The sequence below is a fragment of the Promicromonospora sp. NPDC057138 genome (assembly GCF_042670845.1).
Classification (GTDB): domain Bacteria; phylum Actinomycetota; class Actinomycetes; order Actinomycetales; family Cellulomonadaceae; genus Promicromonospora.
Map to the genome: position 1 here is coordinate 58,718 of NZ_JBHUUX010000026.1, position 16,896 is coordinate 75,613.

At 74.1% G+C, this 16,896-nt stretch carries 13 protein-coding genes; 8 read left to right on the forward strand and 5 right to left on the reverse strand.

The annotated features are described in order from the left end of the window. Positions 1 to 30: 30 nt before the first annotated feature. The 5 genes from fabG to ACFT2C_RS15665 all read left to right on the forward strand — a co-directional run bounded on the left by fabG (position 31) and on the right by ACFT2C_RS15665 (position 8,339). The gene (gene fabG / locus ACFT2C_RS15645) at positions 31 to 780 is read left to right on the forward strand and encodes a 3-oxoacyl-ACP reductase FabG (protein WP_377207984.1); all 750 of its coding nucleotides are present in this window, start codon (positions 31 to 33) and stop codon (positions 778 to 780) included. Then, positions 777 to 1,295, forward strand: a complete 519-nt coding sequence (locus ACFT2C_RS15650; protein ID WP_377207985.1) for a MaoC family dehydratase — start codon at positions 777 to 779, stop codon at positions 1,293 to 1,295. Before fabG ends, ACFT2C_RS15650 begins: the two co-directional genes overlap by 4 nt. Positions 1,296 to 1,802: 507 nt before the next feature. Continuing rightward, positions 1,803 to 2,867: a hypothetical protein gene (locus ACFT2C_RS15655; RefSeq protein ID WP_377207986.1), complete on the forward strand. Its 1,065-nt coding sequence runs from the start codon at positions 1,803 to 1,805 to the stop codon at positions 2,865 to 2,867. Further along, entirely contained in the window at positions 2,864 to 4,594 is a 1,731-nt protein-coding gene (locus ACFT2C_RS15660) for a DNA polymerase Y family protein (RefSeq protein WP_377207987.1), read from the forward strand. Before ACFT2C_RS15655 ends, ACFT2C_RS15660 begins: the two co-directional genes overlap by 4 nt. Next, positions 4,587 to 8,339 (forward strand): error-prone DNA polymerase, encoded by a 3,753-nt coding sequence (locus ACFT2C_RS15665; RefSeq protein ID WP_377207988.1) that lies wholly within the window; start codon positions 4,587 to 4,589, stop codon positions 8,337 to 8,339. Before ACFT2C_RS15660 ends, ACFT2C_RS15665 begins: the two co-directional genes overlap by 8 nt. A 5-nt stretch (positions 8,340 to 8,344) precedes the next feature. Here ACFT2C_RS15665 and ACFT2C_RS15670 read toward each other — a convergent pair whose 3' ends face one another. Then, positions 8,345 to 8,728 (reverse strand): hypothetical protein, encoded by a 384-nt coding sequence (locus ACFT2C_RS15670; protein WP_377207989.1) that lies wholly within the window; start codon positions 8,726 to 8,728, stop codon positions 8,345 to 8,347. A gap of 68 nt (positions 8,729 to 8,796) precedes the next feature. On the opposite strand from ACFT2C_RS15670, the gene ACFT2C_RS15675 reads away from it, so the two are divergent. Continuing rightward, positions 8,797 to 10,194, forward strand: a complete 1,398-nt coding sequence (locus tag ACFT2C_RS15675) for a threonine/serine exporter ThrE family protein (protein WP_377207990.1) — start codon at positions 8,797 to 8,799, stop codon at positions 10,192 to 10,194. A gap of 35 nt (positions 10,195 to 10,229) precedes the next feature. On the opposite strand, the gene ACFT2C_RS15680 is transcribed toward ACFT2C_RS15675, so the two are convergent. Then, positions 10,230 to 12,758 (reverse strand): protein kinase, encoded by a 2,529-nt coding sequence (locus ACFT2C_RS15680; RefSeq protein WP_377207991.1) that lies wholly within the window; start codon positions 12,756 to 12,758, stop codon positions 10,230 to 10,232. 66 nt (positions 12,759 to 12,824) lie between these two features. Then, positions 12,825 to 13,184 carry a MerR family transcriptional regulator gene (locus ACFT2C_RS15685; RefSeq protein ID WP_377207992.1) on the reverse strand — a complete coding sequence of 120 codons (360 nt, stop codon included), beginning with the start codon at positions 13,182 to 13,184 and terminating at the stop codon, positions 12,825 to 12,827. A 52-nt stretch (positions 13,185 to 13,236) separates the two neighbouring features. Here ACFT2C_RS15685 and ACFT2C_RS15690 point away from each other — a divergent pair, with 52 nt between their 5' ends. Beyond that, the gene (locus ACFT2C_RS15690; RefSeq protein ID WP_377207993.1) at positions 13,237 to 14,253 is read left to right on the forward strand and encodes an aldo/keto reductase; all 1,017 of its coding nucleotides are present in this window, start codon (positions 13,237 to 13,239) and stop codon (positions 14,251 to 14,253) included. Positions 14,254 to 14,255: 2 nt separating this feature from the next. On the opposite strand, the gene ACFT2C_RS15695 is transcribed toward ACFT2C_RS15690, so the two are convergent. After that, positions 14,256 to 14,720, reverse strand: a complete 465-nt coding sequence (locus ACFT2C_RS15695; protein WP_377207994.1) for an HtaA domain-containing protein — start codon at positions 14,718 to 14,720, stop codon at positions 14,256 to 14,258. 9 nt (positions 14,721 to 14,729) lie between these two features. Then, positions 14,730 to 15,533: an alpha/beta fold hydrolase gene (locus ACFT2C_RS15700; RefSeq protein WP_377207995.1), complete on the reverse strand. Its 804-nt coding sequence runs from the start codon at positions 15,531 to 15,533 to the stop codon at positions 14,730 to 14,732. Positions 15,534 to 15,668: 135 nt separating this feature from the next. Here ACFT2C_RS15700 and ACFT2C_RS15705 point away from each other — a divergent pair, with 135 nt between their 5' ends. Beyond that, positions 15,669 to 16,772 carry a glycerophosphodiester phosphodiesterase family protein gene (locus ACFT2C_RS15705; protein WP_377207996.1) on the forward strand — a complete coding sequence of 368 codons (1,104 nt, stop codon included), beginning with the start codon at positions 15,669 to 15,671 and terminating at the stop codon, positions 16,770 to 16,772. Positions 16,773 to 16,896 lie beyond the last annotated feature (124 nt).

Below are 16,896 nucleotides of genomic sequence, written 5' to 3' on the forward strand. Positions count from 1 at the left end.
ACGGTCTGAGAGGACGAAAGGAAACCCCTGATGACTCGTACCGCCATCGTCACCGGAGCGGCCCGCGGCATCGGCGCCGCCACCGCCCGTCGGCTCGCGCAGGACGGCTACGCCGTCGCCGTCCTGGACCTGCTGGAGGACCAGGCCAAGGCCACCGCGGAGGCCATCGTGGCCGACGGCGGCCGCGCGCTCGCCGTGGGCGTGGACGTCGCCGACGAGGAGTCGGTCGCCGCCGCCGTCGCCCGGGTCGCCGCCGAGCTGGGCGCGCCCACCGTGCTGGTGAACAACGCCGGCATCCTGCGCGACAACCTGCTGTTCAAGATGTCCGTGGGCGACTGGGACGCCGTCCTGGGCGTGCACCTGCGGGGCGCGTTCCTGATGACCCGGGCCGTGCAGGCGCACATGGTGGAGGCCGGGTTCGGCCGCATCGTGAACCTCTCCTCGACGTCCGCCCTCGGCAACCGCGGCCAGGTCAACTACTCGGCCGCCAAGGCGGGCATGCAGGGTTTCACCAAGACCCTGGCGATCGAGCTCGGCAAGTTCGGCGTCACCGCGAACGCCGTCGCCCCCGGGGTGATCGAGACCGACATGATCCGGGAGACCGCCGAGCGCATCGGCATGCCGCTGGCCGAGTACCTCGGCGTGGCCGCGAAGGACGTCCCCGTGGGCCGCGTGGGCCAGCCCGAGGACATCGCCAACGCCGTGTCGTTCTTCTGCTCGGAGCAGTCCGGGTTCGTGTCGGGCCAGGTCCTGTACGTGGCGGGCGGGCCGAAGGCGTGAGCGACGGCGCGGGCGGCGTGAGCGACGGCGCGGGCGGCGTGAGCGACGGCGCGGGCGGCGCCATCGCCGTCGGCTCGCCCGCCGCCCTCGCCGACGCCGTGGGCCGGACGGCGACCAGCGACTGGTTCGAGATCACGCAGGAGCGCATCGCCGCGTTCGCCGACGCGACCGAGGACCACCAGTGGATCCACCTCGACGCCGAGAAGGCGGCCGCCGGGCCGTTCGGCTCCACGATCGCGCACGGGTACCTCACGCTGTCGCTGCTGTCGCACCTCGCGTCCCCGCTCGTCTCGCTCGGCGGCGCGGCCATGGTGATGAACTACGGCCTGGACCGGCTGCGCTTCCTCGCGCCGGTGCCCGCGGGATCGCGCGTGCGGGCCCGCACCGAGATCCTCTCGGCCGAGCCGACGTCGAGGGGCGTGCGACTCGCCTGCGAGGTCACCGTCGAGATCGAGGGCTCCGCGAAGCCGGCGCTGGTCGCGCACACGCTGTCGCTCTACGTGCCGGACGACTGAGCTTCGCTGGAGCCGCCGGAGGGGTGCCGGAGCGGGCACGAGAAACAGGGCGTCCTGACGGGTCGCTGTGAGGTGGCCCCGGGGAGCGGGTGCCAGGTCTGCTGGATTTCGTTCGGCCTGGCCCGGCTCAGTTCACCTGTGCTGAATAGTTCGAGAGAGGCGGCAAACGCCTGGCCGAGGCGCACGTAGTTCACCCTGGCTGAACTGTTCGGTACAGCCCGCAGACTCGCGCTCCAGCCGAACGTAGTTCAGCTCACCCGGCACCTGCCGAGCGAGTGCTTTGGCCGCGCCGGCGCGCCCCGTGAGCGGTCCTCGTCATCGGCCGAGGTGCGCTCTCCCAGGTCGGCACCGTGTGGCGGCGGAGGGCGGTCGGGCGCCGCAGTGTTGCGAGGCAGATGGTTTGACAGGCACGCCTTGCGAGAGGTGTACTGGTGTTCTATCGAACATGCGTTCGACAAGGTGCACGACCATCCGGTCTCCACCGGCAGACACCATCGCTGGAGGGCCATGACCGTTGTCACAGTCTCCTCGGAGGCAGTCGCCGACGTCGACACTGCCGACGTCGACTCCTTCGGCGCCTCCGACGCCGCCGCCCCCAGGGGCACCCGGCACGCACGGGCGCTCGCAGCCCTGCGGTCCGCCGAGGTGCGCACGGGCGTGCGGAAACAGGCCACGGCTGCACGGGCTGTCGAGACGGTCCGCATGGAGCAGCCTCGCGAGCATCTTCATGAGCAGCCGCGAGAGCATCTTCATGAGGTGCCCGACAAGCCGACTCCTGAGCAGCCCACCGGGCCGTCCCGGGTACAGGTCAGGGCGTTGCCGGGCGGGCTCGCGGCCGGCCCCACGGCGCTGCCGGCTCCGTCGTCGGGCAGCCGGACGGGCGGCCCGGGCGAGGACGCGCGTGTCCTGCCCGTCCACCCGCGCCTCGCGGCCCTCCTGCCCGACGACGGCCTGCGCACCGGCACCACCGTCGTGGTCCGGGGGTCGACGTCGCTGCTGCTCACCCTGCTGGCCGAGGCGTCCCGCGACGGGGCCTGGACCGTGCTGGTCGGGTACCCGGCCGCCGGGATGGCCGCCGCGGCCGACGCCGGGTGCGACCTGGCGCGCACCCTGGTGGTGCCGCTGCCTGCCGGGTCGGGCGTGGATGCGGCCGCCGTGCTCGCGGCGCTGATCGACGGCATGGACGTGGTGGTGGTCGGGCCGGAGGTGGCGCTGCTGGACCAGGACCGCCGCCGTCTGACATCACGCGCCCGCGACCGCGAGACGGTACTGATAGCGGCGCAACCCACCCCTTCGTCGAGTCAACAAGACGGGTGGGGGGCTCATGTGGTGCTCGAGGCCACCGGAGGGGCCTGGGACGGGGTCGATCGGGGGACGGGCTGGCTGCGGCGTCGGACACTGCGGGTGCGGCGGACCGGGCGGGGGAGCGCTTCGCGGCCCCTGCACCTGGACGTGGAGGTGCCGGTGTGCCGTACGGCCGGCGAGGCCGCGGAGCAGAGCTCCGTGGTCGGGGACCCCGGGGCGCCGGACGGCACCTCCGACGGCCGGCCGCAGCTGGAGCTCGTCGGATGACCGCCGACCGTGCCCCACGTGGCAACCGTGCCGGCGGCGCCGTCCCCGCTGCCCTCGCCGTGACGGAGGCGGTCACTCGCACCGCCTGCCTCTGGGTGCCTGACTGGCCGGTCGTCGCGGCCCTGGTCGTCGCCGGCCTGGGCCCCGAGACGCCTGCGGCCGTCACGGGCGGCCCCGGCGGGCGGATCGTCGCGGTGTCCGCACCCGCGCGCAGCGCCGGGGTGCGCCGCGGCATGCGCCGTCGCGAAGCCCAGGGGCGCTGCCCCGACCTGCAGCTCTGGCCCGCCGACGACGCCCGCGACGCCCGCGAGTTCGAGCCCGTCGCCGTGGCCGCGGAGACCGTTGTCTCCGGGCTGGAGATCGCGCGCCCCGGTCTGCTCCTGCTGCCGTCGGGCGGCGCGGCGCGCTACCACGGCTCCGAGCACGACCTGGCCCGCGAGCTGACCGAGCAGGTCGCCGTCCGCACCGGTCACGAGTGCCAGGTCGGGGTCGCCGACGGCTTCCTGGCCGCGGTCCTGGCGGCGCGCGAGGACGCCGTCGTGCCGCCGGGCGGCTCGCGGGACTACCTCGCGCCCCGGCCCGCCGCCGTGCTCGTGCACGCCCGCCCCGCCGACCGCGCCCTGACCGAGCTGGTCGACCTGTGGCGCCGCCTCGGCGTGCGCACCCTGGCGGACCTGGCCGCCCTGCCCGACGCCGCCGTCGCCGCCCGTTTCGGCGACCTCGGCGTCTGGGCGCAGCGCCTCGCCCGGGGGCAGGACGTGCGGCCCCCGGCCCGGCGTCGGCTCGCTGAGGACCTGACCGTGACCGAGGAGCTGGACCCGCCGGCGTACCGGGTCGACGTCGCCACCTTCGCCGCCCGCCGCCTGGCCGAGCACCTCCACGAGGACCTGGGCCGGCGCGGCCTGGCGTGCGGGCGGCTGCGGATCACGGCGCGCGCCGTCGACCCGGTCACGGGCGAGGCCCGCACCCTGGAGCGGCTGTGGCGCACCGACGACACGCTCGGCGGGCTGTCGGCCGCCCGGATCACCGACCGGGTGCGGTGGCAGCTCGAGGGCTGGCTCACGGCGTCGTCCCTGGGGCAGGGCGAGGCGCCTGCCCCGATCGCGGGCCTGACCCTGGCCGCCGAGGAGGTCGCGCCCGCCGGGGCGCTGCAGCCGCGCCTGTGGGGGCCCGGCGCGGGCGAGGACCTGCGCGCCCGGCGCGCCGTCGAGCGCGTGCAGGCCCTGCTCGGCGGCGACGCCGTCCTCACCGTCCGGCTCCAGGGCGGGCGCGACCCCCGCGACCGCGTCCAGCTCGTCCCCTACGGCGAGCAGGTCCCGCCCGAGCGCGAGCCGGACCGGCCCTGGCCCGGCGCCCTGCCGCCCCCGGCGCCGTCGGTGGTGCTGCCCGAGCCCGTCTCCGCGCAGGTGCTCGATGCCGCCGGGCGCCCCGTCGTCGTCGACGTGCGGCTGGCGGTCAGCGGTGACCCGGCGCGGGTCGTCGTGCCCGACGGCGTGGCGTGGGCCGGCGGGAGTGGCCGGAGCGACGGTGCAGGTGACGGTGCGTGGGCCGGCCTCGACGTCGCGGTCGTCGACTGGGCCGGACCGTGGCCCGTCGCCGAGCGGTGGTGGACGCCCCGGGGCAAGCGCCGCGTGTTCCTGCAGGTGGTGACGGACCTGCCTGGTGACGTGGGGCTGCTGCTGTCGGCGTCGTCGGGCACATGGGTGCTGGAGGCGCTCTATGACTGAATACGCCGAGCTGCACGCCCACTCCGCGTTCAGCTTCCTCGACGGGGCCTCCCACCCCGAGGAGCTCGCCGCCGAGGGCAAGCGCCTCGGGCTGAAGGCGCTCGCGATCACCGACCACGACGGGCTGTACGGCGTGGTGCGGTTCTCCGAGGCCGCCAAGGCCGTGGAGCTGCCCACCGCGTTCGGGGCGGAGCTGCACCTGCCGACGGTCTCGGCGGGCCCGGTCTCGACGGGCTCGACCAGCGGAGGGAGGGGCGCCCCCGTGCTCGACCCGCCGACCGGGACCCCCGACCCGCGCGCCACGCACCTGCTCGTGCTCGCGCGCGGCGCGCAGGGGTACCGGAACCTGTCGAGCGCCATCGGCACAGCGCACCTCAAAGCCGGGGTCAAGGGCGCCGCGCACTACACGCTGGAGGGCCTGGGCGAGGCGGCGGCCGGCGAGTGGCTGGTCCTGACGGGATGCCGCAAGGGCGCCGTCCGCCAGGCCCTGACGGCCCCGTTGAGTGCTGGGTATTTGCGCTCTCGGAACGTTTCGACAGCGCAAATACCCAGCACTCAACGGGCCGGGAACCGGACAGATCGGCTTGCTGACGGGCGGCGGGAGATCGACGCGCTCGTTGACGCGTTCGGGCGGGAGAACGTCGCCGTCGAGATCACCGCTACCGGCGACCCGCGCGACGCCGACCTGCACGACGCGCTCGCCCTGCTCGCTCAGGACGCCCGCCTGCCGCTGGTCGCCACCACCGCCGCGCACTACGCGCGCCCCCGGGACGCCGACCTGGCCGGGGCGCTCGCGGCGGTCCGCGCCCGGTCGAGCCTGGACGACCTGGACGGCTGGCTGCCCGGCGCCCCCACCGCCCACCTGCGCAGCAGCGCGGAGATGGCGCGCCTGCACCGCCGGTACCCGCAGGCCGTGCCGACGGCGGCCGCGCTGGGGGAGGAGTGCGCGTTCGACCTGGACCTCATCGCGCCGAACCTGCCGCCCTACGACGTACCCCCCGGGCACGACGAGAAGTCCTGGCTGCGCGAGCTCGCCTACCGGGGCGCTCAGCGGCGGTACGGACCCCGGGAGGGCAACACGAAGGCCTGGAAGCAGATCGACTACGAGCTGGAGATCATCAACCGCCTGGGCTTCCCCGGGTACTTCCTAGTGGTCTTCGACATCGTGGAGTTCTGCCGCACCCACGGGATCCTCGCGCAGGGGCGGGGCAGCGCCGCGAACTCGGCCGTCTGCTACGCCCTGGGGATCACCGCGGTGGACGCCGTGAAGTACGGCCTGCTGTTCGAGCGGTTCCTCGCCGAGGCGCGCAACGGCCCGCCGGACATCGACGTCGACATCGAGTCGGTGCGGCGCGAGGAGGTGATCCAGCACGTCTACGAGAAGTTCGGGCGCACGCACGCGGCGCAGGTCGCGAACGTCATCTCCTACCGGCCGCGCTCGGCGGTGCGTGACGCCGCCCGCGCGCTCGGCTACGACGTCGGGCAGCAGGACGCGTGGTCCAAGTCGATCGAGCGCTGGGGATCGCTGAAGCCCCAGGCGACCGGGGCGGCGTCGGGCAGCACGGTGCCCGACGGCGGGACGGTGGCCGGGCTGTCGCCGCCGCCGTCGGCCACGCCGGAGCCACAGAACAAGACCGCCGCCAAGGACGCCCGCGTCGCGGCGCTGTGGGGCCCGCGGGAACCCCGGCCGCACAGGGGGCACACCGGCCCCATGCGTCCGAGCCCCGGGCGAACGAGCATGGGCGACCCCGGGGTCTTCCTCGACGTGCTCGCCGACGAGCCGCGCGCCCCCGGGGAACCCCGGCCGGCCCGCGCCGACGACACCCACGACGTCGTGCCGTTCCGCACGCCGCCGTCCGCCGCGGAGGAGGGGGACATCCCCGACGACGTGCTCGACCTTGCCGACCGGATGCTCCGACTGCCCCGGCACCTGGGCATCCACTCGGGCGGCATGGTCATGTGCGACCGCCCGGTGATCGAGGTGGTCCCCGTGGAGTGGGCGCGCATGGAGGGCCGCACCGTGCTGCAGTGGGACAAGGAGGACTGCGCGGACGCGAAGCTGGTGAAGTTCGACCTGCTGGGCCTGGGCATGCTGACCGCCATCCGGTACGCGTTCGAGTTCATCGAGGAGCGCACGGGGGAGCGGCTCGAGCTGCACGAGCTGCCGCAGGACGACGAGGCCGTCTACGACCTCCTGTGCGCCGCCGACACCGTGGGCGTGTTCCAGGTGGAGTCGCGCGCCCAGATGGCGACGCTGCCGCGCCTGCAGCCGCGAGACTTCTACAGCATCGTCGTGGAGGTCGCGCTCATCCGCCCCGGCCCCATCCAGGGCGGGTCCGTGCACCCGTACATCGAGCGGGCCCGCGGGCGGCAGGAGGTGACCTACCCGCACAAGCTGCTGGAACCCGTGCTGAAGCGCACCCTCGGGGTGCCGCTCTTCCAGGAACAGCTCATGCAGATGGCCATCCAGGTCGCCGGGTTCACGCCCACGGAGTCCGACCAGCTCCGGCGCGCGATGGGGTCCAAACGGTCCGTCGAACGCATGGAGGCGCTGCGCGAGCGGTTCTACGCGGGGATGGCGGCCAACGGCGTCGAGCCCGACCAGCAGGACGAGATCTTCGAGAAGCTCAAGGCCTTCGCCGACTTCGGCTTCCCCGAGTCGCACGCCTACTCCTTCGCGTACCTCGTGTACGCGAGCGCGTGGCTCAAGGTGTACCAGCCGGCCGCGTTCTACGCGGGCCTGCTCGCGGCCCAGCCCATGGGGTTCTACTCGCCGCAGTCCCTGGCCGCCGACGCGCGCCGGCACGGCGTGCGCGTGCTGCGGCCCTCGGTGACCCGGTCGCGGGTGCTGGCGAGCGTGGAGCGGGTGGATCCCTCGGTGGTCGAGCCTGTCGAGACCCGGCAGACCGGTGGACCCGTCCCCTCCGTGGCGGGACTCGTCCGGGCCGACCCGGCGCTCGCGGTCCGCATGGGGCTGGAGTCCGTGCGGGGCATCGGCAAGGACAAGGCGGAGGAGATCGTCGCGGCGCGGGTCTCGACAGGCTCGACCACCGAAGGCTCGACCACCGAAGGCTCGACCACCGAAGGCTCGACCACCGAAGGCTCGACCACCGAAGGCCCGGCCGGCGCGGGGTTCGCGTCGCTGCGGGACCTCGTGCGGCGGGTCGAGCTGTCGACGGCGCAGCTCGAGGCGCTCGCCACGGGCGGCGCGCTCGAGTCGCTCGGCATCGACCGGCGGGAGGGCCTGTGGGCGGCGGGCGCGCTGGGCCAGGAGGGGCCGATGACGCTGCCCGGCGTCAGCGTCGGCGTCGACGCCCCGATGCTGCCGGGGATGAGCGAGATCGAGCTGTCCCAGGCGGACGCGTGGGCCACGGGCGTCACGCCCGACTCCTACCCGACGCAGCACGTGCGGCCGGGGCTGGAGGCGGCCGGCGTGCTCACCGTGGCGCAGGCGATCGCCACCGAGCCGGGCCGCCGGATCGCCGTCGGCGGCGTGGTGACGCACCGGCAGCGGCCGGGGACGGCCGGGGGAGTGACGTTCCTGTCCCTGGAGGACGAGACGGGGCTGCTCAACGTGATCTGCACCGTCGGGCTGTGGCAGCGGTTCCGGCGGGTCGCGCGGTCGGCGCAGGCCATGGTGGTGCGGGGCCGGATCGAGGCGGCCGACGGCGCCGTCAACCTCCTGGCGGAGCACCTGGCCACGCTGACGCTGACGGTCCCGACGCGGTCACGGGACTTCCAGTAGGTGCGTCAGTCCCGGTTGCGCACCAGGCCGCGAGTGACCGCGGCGACGATCGTGCTGCCCACGAGCGTGCCGACCAGGACCAGGATCGCCCCGACCGCCCAGAGCCCGGAGTCGTCGGTCGCTGAGGCCTGGATCGTCCAGGCCGCGGTGAAGGGCAGGCTGACCCCGAGCACCGCGAGCCACGCCGGGAGCAGCAGGGCCCCGATCACCACCAGCCCGACGAGCACGACGACGCACGCGATCACCTGAGGCGCCTCGTAGGGCCCGGTGACGTCTCCGGTAACGGGGTCGACCTCACGGGTCGTGTCCCGACCGAGGGTCCACCAGGTGGCCGTCGTCAGTGCGGCGACGATGAACGTGACGAGAGCGGACATGTACGTGTTGCGCATGATGGCCACAATTGTGCACTGCGCGTGGACGGATGCCGGTGGCGGCGTCCGTCAGCACAATGGGGTGCATGTCCCAGCCAGCTCGTCGAAGCCTGTACGCGACGGTGCGCAGAGTCCTGCACACCGATCCCTCCGAGGCCCCGGCCACCGAGGTGCATCCCGCCGTCGACGACTCGATGGTGATCCGGGCCCTGGACCTGGCGATGCGCATCGGCGAGTCGATGTTCGCGGTCGGGGCGTCCGCGCACGAGGTGACCCTGGCGATCACGCGCGTGGCCGACGCCTACGGCCTGAGGGGCGTGCACGCGGACGTGACCTACACGTCGATCGCCCTGTCGTACCACCCCAGCGGCGAGCGCTGGCCGCACACGCTGCTCCGGGTCGTGCGCGTGGCGGCGCCCGACCATACGAAGCTGCAGCGTCTGCAGGCGCTGCTGGTCGCCGTCGACGAGGGGATGGACCTCGACGAGGCACGGATCGCGTTCCGGGCGATCCGCCGCGTGCCGTTCCGGTACCGGCAGCCGGTCGTCGTGGTCGCCCGGGCACTGCTCGCCGTCGGCGCGAGCATCCTGTCCGGAGGCTCAGCGGTACTGGTGGGGCTCACGTTCGTCGCGGCGCTCGGAGCCGCGGCGACCCAGTCCGGGCTCGCCCTGCTGCGCGTGCCGTCCTTCTTCAGCCAGATCGCGGGAGCCTTCGTCACCACGGTGATCGCCGTGGTCGTGTCCGCCCTCGCCGCCGCGGACGTCGAGCCGTTCGCCGGGGTCCAGCCCTCCATCATCGTGGCGTCCGGGATCGTCCTGATGCTGTCCGGGCTCACCGTGGTGGGCGCGGCGCAGGACGCGATCGACGGGTTCGCGCTCACCGCGGCGGGACGCATCCTCGACCTCACGCTGCAGACGCTCGGCCTGGTGGTGGGCATCCTGGCCGGGCTGGAGCTCGGCAGCGTGCTCGGGTTCCGGATGACCCTGCCGGACGGCCCGCTGCCGCTCGGCCCGCTGCCGAACCAGGTCGCCGGAGCGGTCATCATCGCGGTCGTGGTGGCGCTGTTCAACGGCGCCGGCGCCCGCATCGTCGCCGTCAGTGCCGTGCTGGGCACGGTCACGGCACTCAGCCACGCGATGGTGCTGACGTCGGACCTGCACGAGGCGGCCGCGAGCGGTATGGCGGCGCTGCTGGCGAGCTTCGTCGGCGTCCTCATCGCCCACAACCTGCACGTCCCGTCCGTCGCCGTGACGACGGCGGCGATCGTGCCGCTGGTGCCCGGCGGGGCGGTCTTCTACGGACTGCTCGGCATGGTGCACGCCGACCCGGGATCGGCGTCCGGAGGCGGGGCCGCGTCCCTCGTCCTCGCGGCATCCATCGGTATCGGGCTGGCGGCGGGCGCGTCGCTGGGCATCTATCTCGGGACGCCCTTGCGAGCCACGCTGGCCGGCGTCGCGCGGTCCCGCGCACGCGTCCGGCGCTGACGGCGTCCGGCGCTGACGGTGCGGCAGGACCTCCGTCAGACCAGCTGCAGCAGACCGGTGCTGCTTGCCCACAGCGCCGCCGCGGCCGCGCCGACGAGCAGCGTGGAGACCACGTAGAACCAGATGCGCATCCTGTGCCCGACGACGCGCAGGAGGGCGGCCAGACCGAGCGCGGCGAAGGCGAGGGCCGGCGCGGCGAGGAACGGGTCGCCGGCCTGGGGATCCTGGGTGACCAGCAGGTACACCGCTCCGAGGAGCAGCAGCCGCGGGACCCAGCGCAGCAGGGCGCCGAACAGGCGCACCGGCCAGGGCCTGCGGCGCGGCGGGACCGGGGTCTGCGCGGGAGGCCGCTGCTGCACGCCCGGTTGCACGCCCGGTTGTGCGCCGGGCCGGACGCCGGGCTGCACGCTTGGCGGGCGGCCCGCGGACGCCTGCTGCCCGGCGGGCGGTCGCGTCGCGGACGGCTGCACGGCGGGCGGTTGCACGGCCGGCATCGGGCGGGTGGCGCGCACGGAAGGGCTGGGTCCCGCCGGCCGCGGGGCCGGCCCGAGGTGCTTGACCGGGCTCTTGCGCGGCTCGAACGACTGCGGCGGCGGCACCATGCTGCGGACGACCTGGGTCGCCGCGACGGACTGGGGCCTGGCGGGCGTGGACGAGACGGGCGCGGACGACACGGCCCGGGGCGAGGCTCCCGGCCCGCCGCTGACGGAAGCCCGTTCGCTCGCCGGCGTGGGCTCGGGGCTGCGGAACGCGCGCCAGCCGCGGAGCGTGTCGGCGTGGCCGTCGGGCGGAGACGTGACCCGCCAGCGCATCGCCTCCCAGATCCAGTCCTTGATCTCGGCCGGCGTGCGCCCGCCGGCGACGTGTGCGCCGATCTCCGCGACGTGGTCGGCGACGACCTGCTCCGCGGCGCCGTCGAAACCGTCCGCGTGCACCTCGGCCAGGACGTTCATGAGCGCGCGGTCGTACACGAGGCCGTGCCAGGGCTCCGGGGTACGGGTGTTGGGCGTGGCGTCGTCCGGCTGGTCGAGGCCGCGCAGGAAGGTCTTGGTGTGACCCCGGCCGGGCAGCACGTCCGTCGCCGGGAGCGCGGCCACCTCGGCGGCCGTCACGCCGTCGCTGAGCACCTGCGAGGTGAGCAGCAGCGTCGGGTCGGGCGTCGTGCTGGCGAGGCGGGAGCGCAGCACGCCCGCGATGTTCTCCAGCGGCGGGCGGTGGTTCGGCTGGTACCGGGTCATGGCGAGGATCAGCGACTGCAGGTGCCGGTCGATGACCGGCGGCTCGGGCAGCGGGTCCTCGTCCGGGACGACGCCGTCCGGCTCCTCGTCGATGAGATCGGTGGCCACCAGGTCCCGGCCCAGGAAGTTCAGGTCCAGCGGCAGCGTGCCCGTGCTCGCGTACACGAGCAGCAGCCCCAGGCTGTACACGTCCGACCGCGGGTGCACCCGCCGTCCGAACAGCTCCGGCGCCATGTAGGAGAAGGTCCCGGCGGGCTGGGTCGACGTCGCGGCGTCGAAGACCTTGGCGATGCCCAGGTCGATGAGTACCGCACGGTCGCCGTCGACCATGATGTTCGCCGGCTTCAGGTCGCGGTGCAGGCAGCGCTGCTCCTGCAGGACGAGCAGCGCGTCGACCATCTGCAGGGCCAGCCGCAGCGCCTCGCGGCCGGACAGCGGCCCCTCCTCGCGAACCCGGTCCCGCAGCGTGGTTCCGGGCACGAGCTCCATCGCGAACCACGGCTGGGTCGCGTCCAGGCCGGCCTCGACGAACCGCGGGAAACCGCGGCCGTCCAGCCGCTCCAGCAGGTGCGCCTCCTGGGCGAAGCGCTCGCGGGCGTCGTCATGCAGGCCGGTCAGGACCTTGAGGGCGACCTCCTCGCCGTCGTCGGCCTGCGCGCGGTAGACGTGCGCGAAACCGCCGTGGCCCAGCGCCTCGGCGAGGGTGAACCTGCCCATGCGCTCGCCGCTGGCGGGGATGCGGCGGACGGGGCGCATGGGGAGCGCGGCGGCGCGGGGGGCGGGGGCGGGTTCCGGCTCCGGGGGTGCTGCGAGTTCGGGTTCCGGGGCCGGGGTCCCTGTGGGTTCGGGCTCCAGGGTCACTGCAGGTTCGGGCTCCGGGGCGGGCCTGGCCGCGGTCGGCTCGTCTCCGGGTTCGGGGTCCGGAACTGCGGTGGCGGCGAGCGACTCGACTTCTTCCGGCTCGGGGTCCGGCTCCGTGGTTGCCGCGGGCTCCGGGGCCGGCTCGTCCGCGGGTTCGGCGTCCGGAGCGGGAGAAGCCTCCGGAGCAGGCTCGGCTACGGGCACGACCTCCGAAGCGGGTTCGGCTGCAGCCGACTCGACCGCAGCCGGCTCGACCGCAGCCGGCTCGACCGCAGCCGGCTCGACCGCTGCTGGCTCGACCGCAGTCGGCTCGTCCGCGAGTTCGGCCTTGGGAGCCGACTCGGCTGCGGGTTCGGCCTTGCGAGCTGGTTCGGGTGCGGGCTCCGGCTCGGGTAGCGGGACCGGACCTGGGTCGACGACCGCCGTCGGCGCGATCTCGCCGACGCCTGGCGCTGGGGACGTCATGCCAGGCAACCTACCAGCGCAGGTGTGCCGAGCCGAGGAAAGTCCGTGGTGTCGGACCGGAACCTGTCACACCCCCTGCCCCCGGTACCACGCGATCTTCTCCCGCAGCTTCTCCTGCTGACTGCGCAGACCGTCGATCGACTCCTGCACCCGCCGGTCGTGGTCCTCGAGCAGCGCCACCCGCGCCGCCAGCGTCGCCTCGTCCAGCGCTAGTTCCGCGTACCGCTTGAGATCGGCGATCGGCATGCCCGTGTCGCGCAGGCAGTGGACCAGGTCGAGCCAGCCCAGGTCGTCGTCGGTGTAGGCGCGATGCCCGCCCGACGTGCGCGCGATCGGGCGCAGGATGCCCTCCCGCTCGTAGTACCGCAGCGTGTCGATGCTGAAACCCGAGACCTCGGCGGCCTGCGCGGGCGAATAGACGGTCATGTTCCGATCCTGCCCTTGACCTGGAGCGCGCTCCAGGGTTTTTGCTCGTCTCATGACCACATCGCAGGACACTCGAAGCATCACCGAGACCGCCCCGGAACCCGACGCCCACGACACCCCGCCCGCCGAGCGCCTGGTGCTCGGCGCCATGATGTTCGGCACCGCCGTGGACGAGGCGACGTCGTTCGCCGTCCTGGACCGGTTCGTCGACGCCGGCGGCCGGTGGATCGACACCGCCGACTGCTACGCCTTCTGGGCCAGCGAGTCCGGCTACGGCGGCCAGAGCGAGGAGCTGCTCGGACGCTGGTTCGCCGCGCGCCCCGGCGTCCGCGACCGCATCCTGCTCTCCACGAAGTTCGGGGCCGAGCCGCGCGACGCCGCCGACTGGCCAGCCTCCCGCACCGGCCTGTCGCCGGCCGCGATCCGCGAGCAGATCACAGGCAGCCTCCGCCGCCTCGGCACCGATCACGTGGACCTCGCGTGGGGGCACATGGAGGACAGGTCGGTCCCGGTCGAGGAGACGGCGGACGCCTGCGCGGCCCTCCTGTCCGACGGCGTCACGGCCCGCATCGGCCTCTCCAACCACCCGGCGTGGCGGGTCGAGCGGGCACGCCGGCACGCGATCGCGCAGGGGCTGGAGCCGTTCAGCGTCGTCCAGCACGCCTACAGCTACCTCCAGCCGCGCCCCGGCACGCTCACCGGGAACCACCGCTTCGGCTGGCTGAGCGACGACCTCGTCGACCTGGCCGACGTCGAAGGTGTGGAGGTGTGGGCCTACACGCCGCTGCTGTCCGGCGCGTACGACAACCCGGCCAAGCAGATCCCCGAGATCTTCGACCACCCGGGCAGCACCCGGCGGCTGGCCGTGCTGGACGACGTCGCCGCCCAGGTCGGGGCCTCGCGCGGCCAGGTCGTGCTCGCCTGGCTCGCGGCCCGCGGCATCCGGCCGATGCTGGGCGGCAGCAAGGTGCACCAGCTCGACGCCGCCGTCGAGGCCCTGTCATTGGAGGTCCCGGCGGAGCTCCTGCAGCTGATGAACAACGTGGACGTCACGCCACCCTCCGCCTGAGGTCAGGACAGGTCGATCGTCAGCGGCTCGAAGGGGGTGCCCGTCGGGTAGCTGCCGCCCCAGAGCTTCGCGCCGTCGTCGGTCAGCTCGACCTGCTGCCAGGTGAGTTGCGCGCCGTCGTCGGACCGCTCGGGGGCCCCGACCAGGCGGAACGCGACCGTGCGCACGTCCGCGTCGCGGTCCCGGATGGACATGGTCCAGTCGGGGCCGCCGTCGGCGGGCGCGGTGACCTCGATGTCGGCGACCTCGCCGACGAACGAGCCGAAGTGCCCGATGAAGACCACGGATCCCGTGAACGCGAACAGCGCATCGTCGGCCGAGGGATCCGGACTGCGCCCAGGGTCGAGCGGGAAGTGGAACGATGCGCCGGTGCCGCCGACGGCGTCGTCCTGCACGATGCGACCGCCCGGCGCCCCCATCACGTACATCAGCAGGCTTTGCTTGATCTCCCAGTCCAGATGAGCCACCTGAGAACGTTACCGCTTTGCCTCGGGCGGGTGGGCGCGACAGAACTCGCGGACGGCGTCGTTCACCTGGTCGGGACGTTCCAGGTGGCTCAGGTGGCCCGCGCCCTCGATCACGACGAGCGTGGTGTCACCGATTGCGTCCTCGAACTGCCTCGCGACCGTGAGCGGGGAGCGCACGTCCAGGCGTCCCCAGACCAGCAGGGTGGGGACGGCGATGCGGGGGAGCAGGTCGGTCAGGTCGGCCTCGGCCATGATGCCCAGCTGCTGGGCAAGGGTGGCCGGGCGGACGTCGGCGGCGACGTCGGCGAGCAGCGGCGCGAGCTCCGCGGGCGGATCGCCGGCGAAGAGCCCGGGAAACGTCGGGTCGAACTCCGCACGAGGCGCGGCGAGCATCTCGCGTGCGCCTGCCACCCGCGCCCGGACCTCTTCCGCGGGCAGCGACCCCTTCCAGCCGGCGTAGGCGTCGATCATGATCAGGGTCGCGACGAGCTCAGGGTGGCGGCGATAGAGCTCGAGCGCCACGGTGCCGCCCCAGGACACCCCGGCGACATGCGCGGGCCCGAGCTCGAGCGTCTCGAGCAGCGCCGCGAGCGCGTCCGCGTAGCCGGCCAGGCCGAAGCCGTCCGGCAGGTCGGAGGACCGCCCGGCCCCAGGCTCGTCCCAGGCGACGACCGTGAGCTCGTCGGCCAGGCCGGCGAGCTGGACCTGCCAGACGCGGCCGTCCTCGGCGGCGCCGTGCACCAGGACCAGGGGCGGCCCCTGGCCGGCCCGCTCGTAGGCGATCCGGAGCCCGCCCGCCTCGATGAACTCCACCTTTGGACGGTACGTGCGCCCGGGCCCACGCGCAGGGGATGCCCGGACGCGCGTCGCCGCGCGTTCACGGGTGTGTCGCCCGGGTGACGGCGTGGCGCCACGCCCCGGCCACCGGGCCTGTCCAGGCTCGGAGCCATGAGGACCACCCAGCAACGTCGTCTCACCACAGCCCTCGCCGTGACCCTCGCGGGCGCGCTGGCCCTGGGCGCCGCCCCGGCGTCGGCGCTGTCGCCCGTCCCGAGCGCCGAGGGCGTCACGGCGAACCACCCGCGCGCCTTCGACCTCCAGGCGCACCGCGGCGGCGCCGCGCTCACCGTCGAGAACACGCTCCCGGCCTTCGACAAGGCCCTCGCGCTGGGCGTCAGCACGCTCGAGCTCGACGTGCAGATCACGCAGGACGGGTACGCCGTCGTGACGCACGACCGCGACCCGAACCCGGGCAAGTGCGTCGACACGGCGCCCGCGTTCCCGGGCGACCCCGAGTTCCCGTACGTCCCCGGGACGCGCTACCTCAAGGACCTCACGCTCGCGCAGGTCCGCACCATCGACTGCGGCTCGCTGCGCCAGCCGCAGTTCCCCGAGCAGGAGCTGTTCCCGGGCGCGCGCATGCCGCTGCTGTCCGAGGTGCTGCGGCTGGTCAACCGGCACCGGGCCGACGAGGTCACGCTCAACATCGAGACCAAGGTCGAGGCCGGCGCCCCCGAGCAGACGGCGCCGCGCGAGCAGTTCGTGCAGGTCGTCACCCGGGAGGTCCGCAAGGCCCGCCTGGTGGACCAGGTCACGATCCAGAGCTTCGACTGGGGCTCCCTGATGCGGATGAGCGAGGTCGAGCCGCGCTTCCCGCTCGTCGCGCTGACCAACGGCCAGCAGTTCCTCCAGGTCGGCGTCGCGGGTGCGTCGCCGTGGCTCGGCGGGATCGACATCGACGACTTCCCGGGCTCGATCCAGGAGAAGTTCGTCGCGGCCAGCGCCTCGTTCGGGGCCGACGCCGTCTCGCCCGTGCACGGCGACCCGCAGGGCGGCAGCGTGACGGACCCGGGCTACGTCGCCTTCACGACGCCCGAGCTCGTCGACGCCGCGCAGGACGCCGGCCTGGCCGTCATCCCGTGGACCATCGACGACCGCGCCACCATCGAGTCCCTGATGGACATCGGCGTGGACGGCCTCATCACCGACCGCCCGGACCTGCTGCGCACGATCATGGCGGAGCGCCACCTGAAGCTCCCGGACCGCTACTGACCGTCGGCGGGCGCGGCGCGCGCGGCGCGCGCGGTGCGCGCGGTGCGCGCGGTGCGCGCGCGGCGGCACGGGTGGTCGGTAGAACGTCAGGAGATCGGCAACTCGAGCTGCCGATCTCCTGACC

Excerpts from the sequence above, each read along its gene's own strand:
- fabG (WP_377207984.1), top strand. The coding sequence starts at position 31 with ATGACTCGTACCGCCATCGTCACCGGAGCGGCCCGCGGCATCGGCGCC.
- ACFT2C_RS15655 (WP_377207986.1), top strand. The coding sequence starts at position 1,803 with ATGACCGTTGTCACAGTCTCCTCGGAGGCAGTCGCCGACGTCGACACT.
- ACFT2C_RS15660 (WP_377207987.1), top strand. The coding sequence starts at position 2,864 with ATGACCGCCGACCGTGCCCCACGTGGCAACCGTGCCGGCGGCGCCGTC.
- ACFT2C_RS15665 (WP_377207988.1), top strand. The coding sequence starts at position 4,587 with ATGACTGAATACGCCGAGCTGCACGCCCACTCCGCGTTCAGCTTCCTC.
- ACFT2C_RS15670 (WP_377207989.1), bottom strand. The coding sequence starts at position 8,728 with ATGCGCAACACGTACATGTCCGCTCTCGTCACGTTCATCGTCGCCGCA.
- ACFT2C_RS15675 (WP_377207990.1), top strand. The coding sequence starts at position 8,797 with ATGTCCCAGCCAGCTCGTCGAAGCCTGTACGCGACGGTGCGCAGAGTC.
- ACFT2C_RS15680 (WP_377207991.1), bottom strand. The coding sequence starts at position 12,758 with ATGACGTCCCCAGCGCCAGGCGTCGGCGAGATCGCGCCGACGGCGGTC.
- ACFT2C_RS15685 (WP_377207992.1), bottom strand. The coding sequence starts at position 13,184 with ATGACCGTCTATTCGCCCGCGCAGGCCGCCGAGGTCTCGGGTTTCAGC.
- ACFT2C_RS15690 (WP_377207993.1), top strand. The coding sequence starts at position 13,237 with ATGACCACATCGCAGGACACTCGAAGCATCACCGAGACCGCCCCGGAA.
- ACFT2C_RS15705 (WP_377207996.1), top strand. The coding sequence starts at position 15,669 with ATGAGGACCACCCAGCAACGTCGTCTCACCACAGCCCTCGCCGTGACC.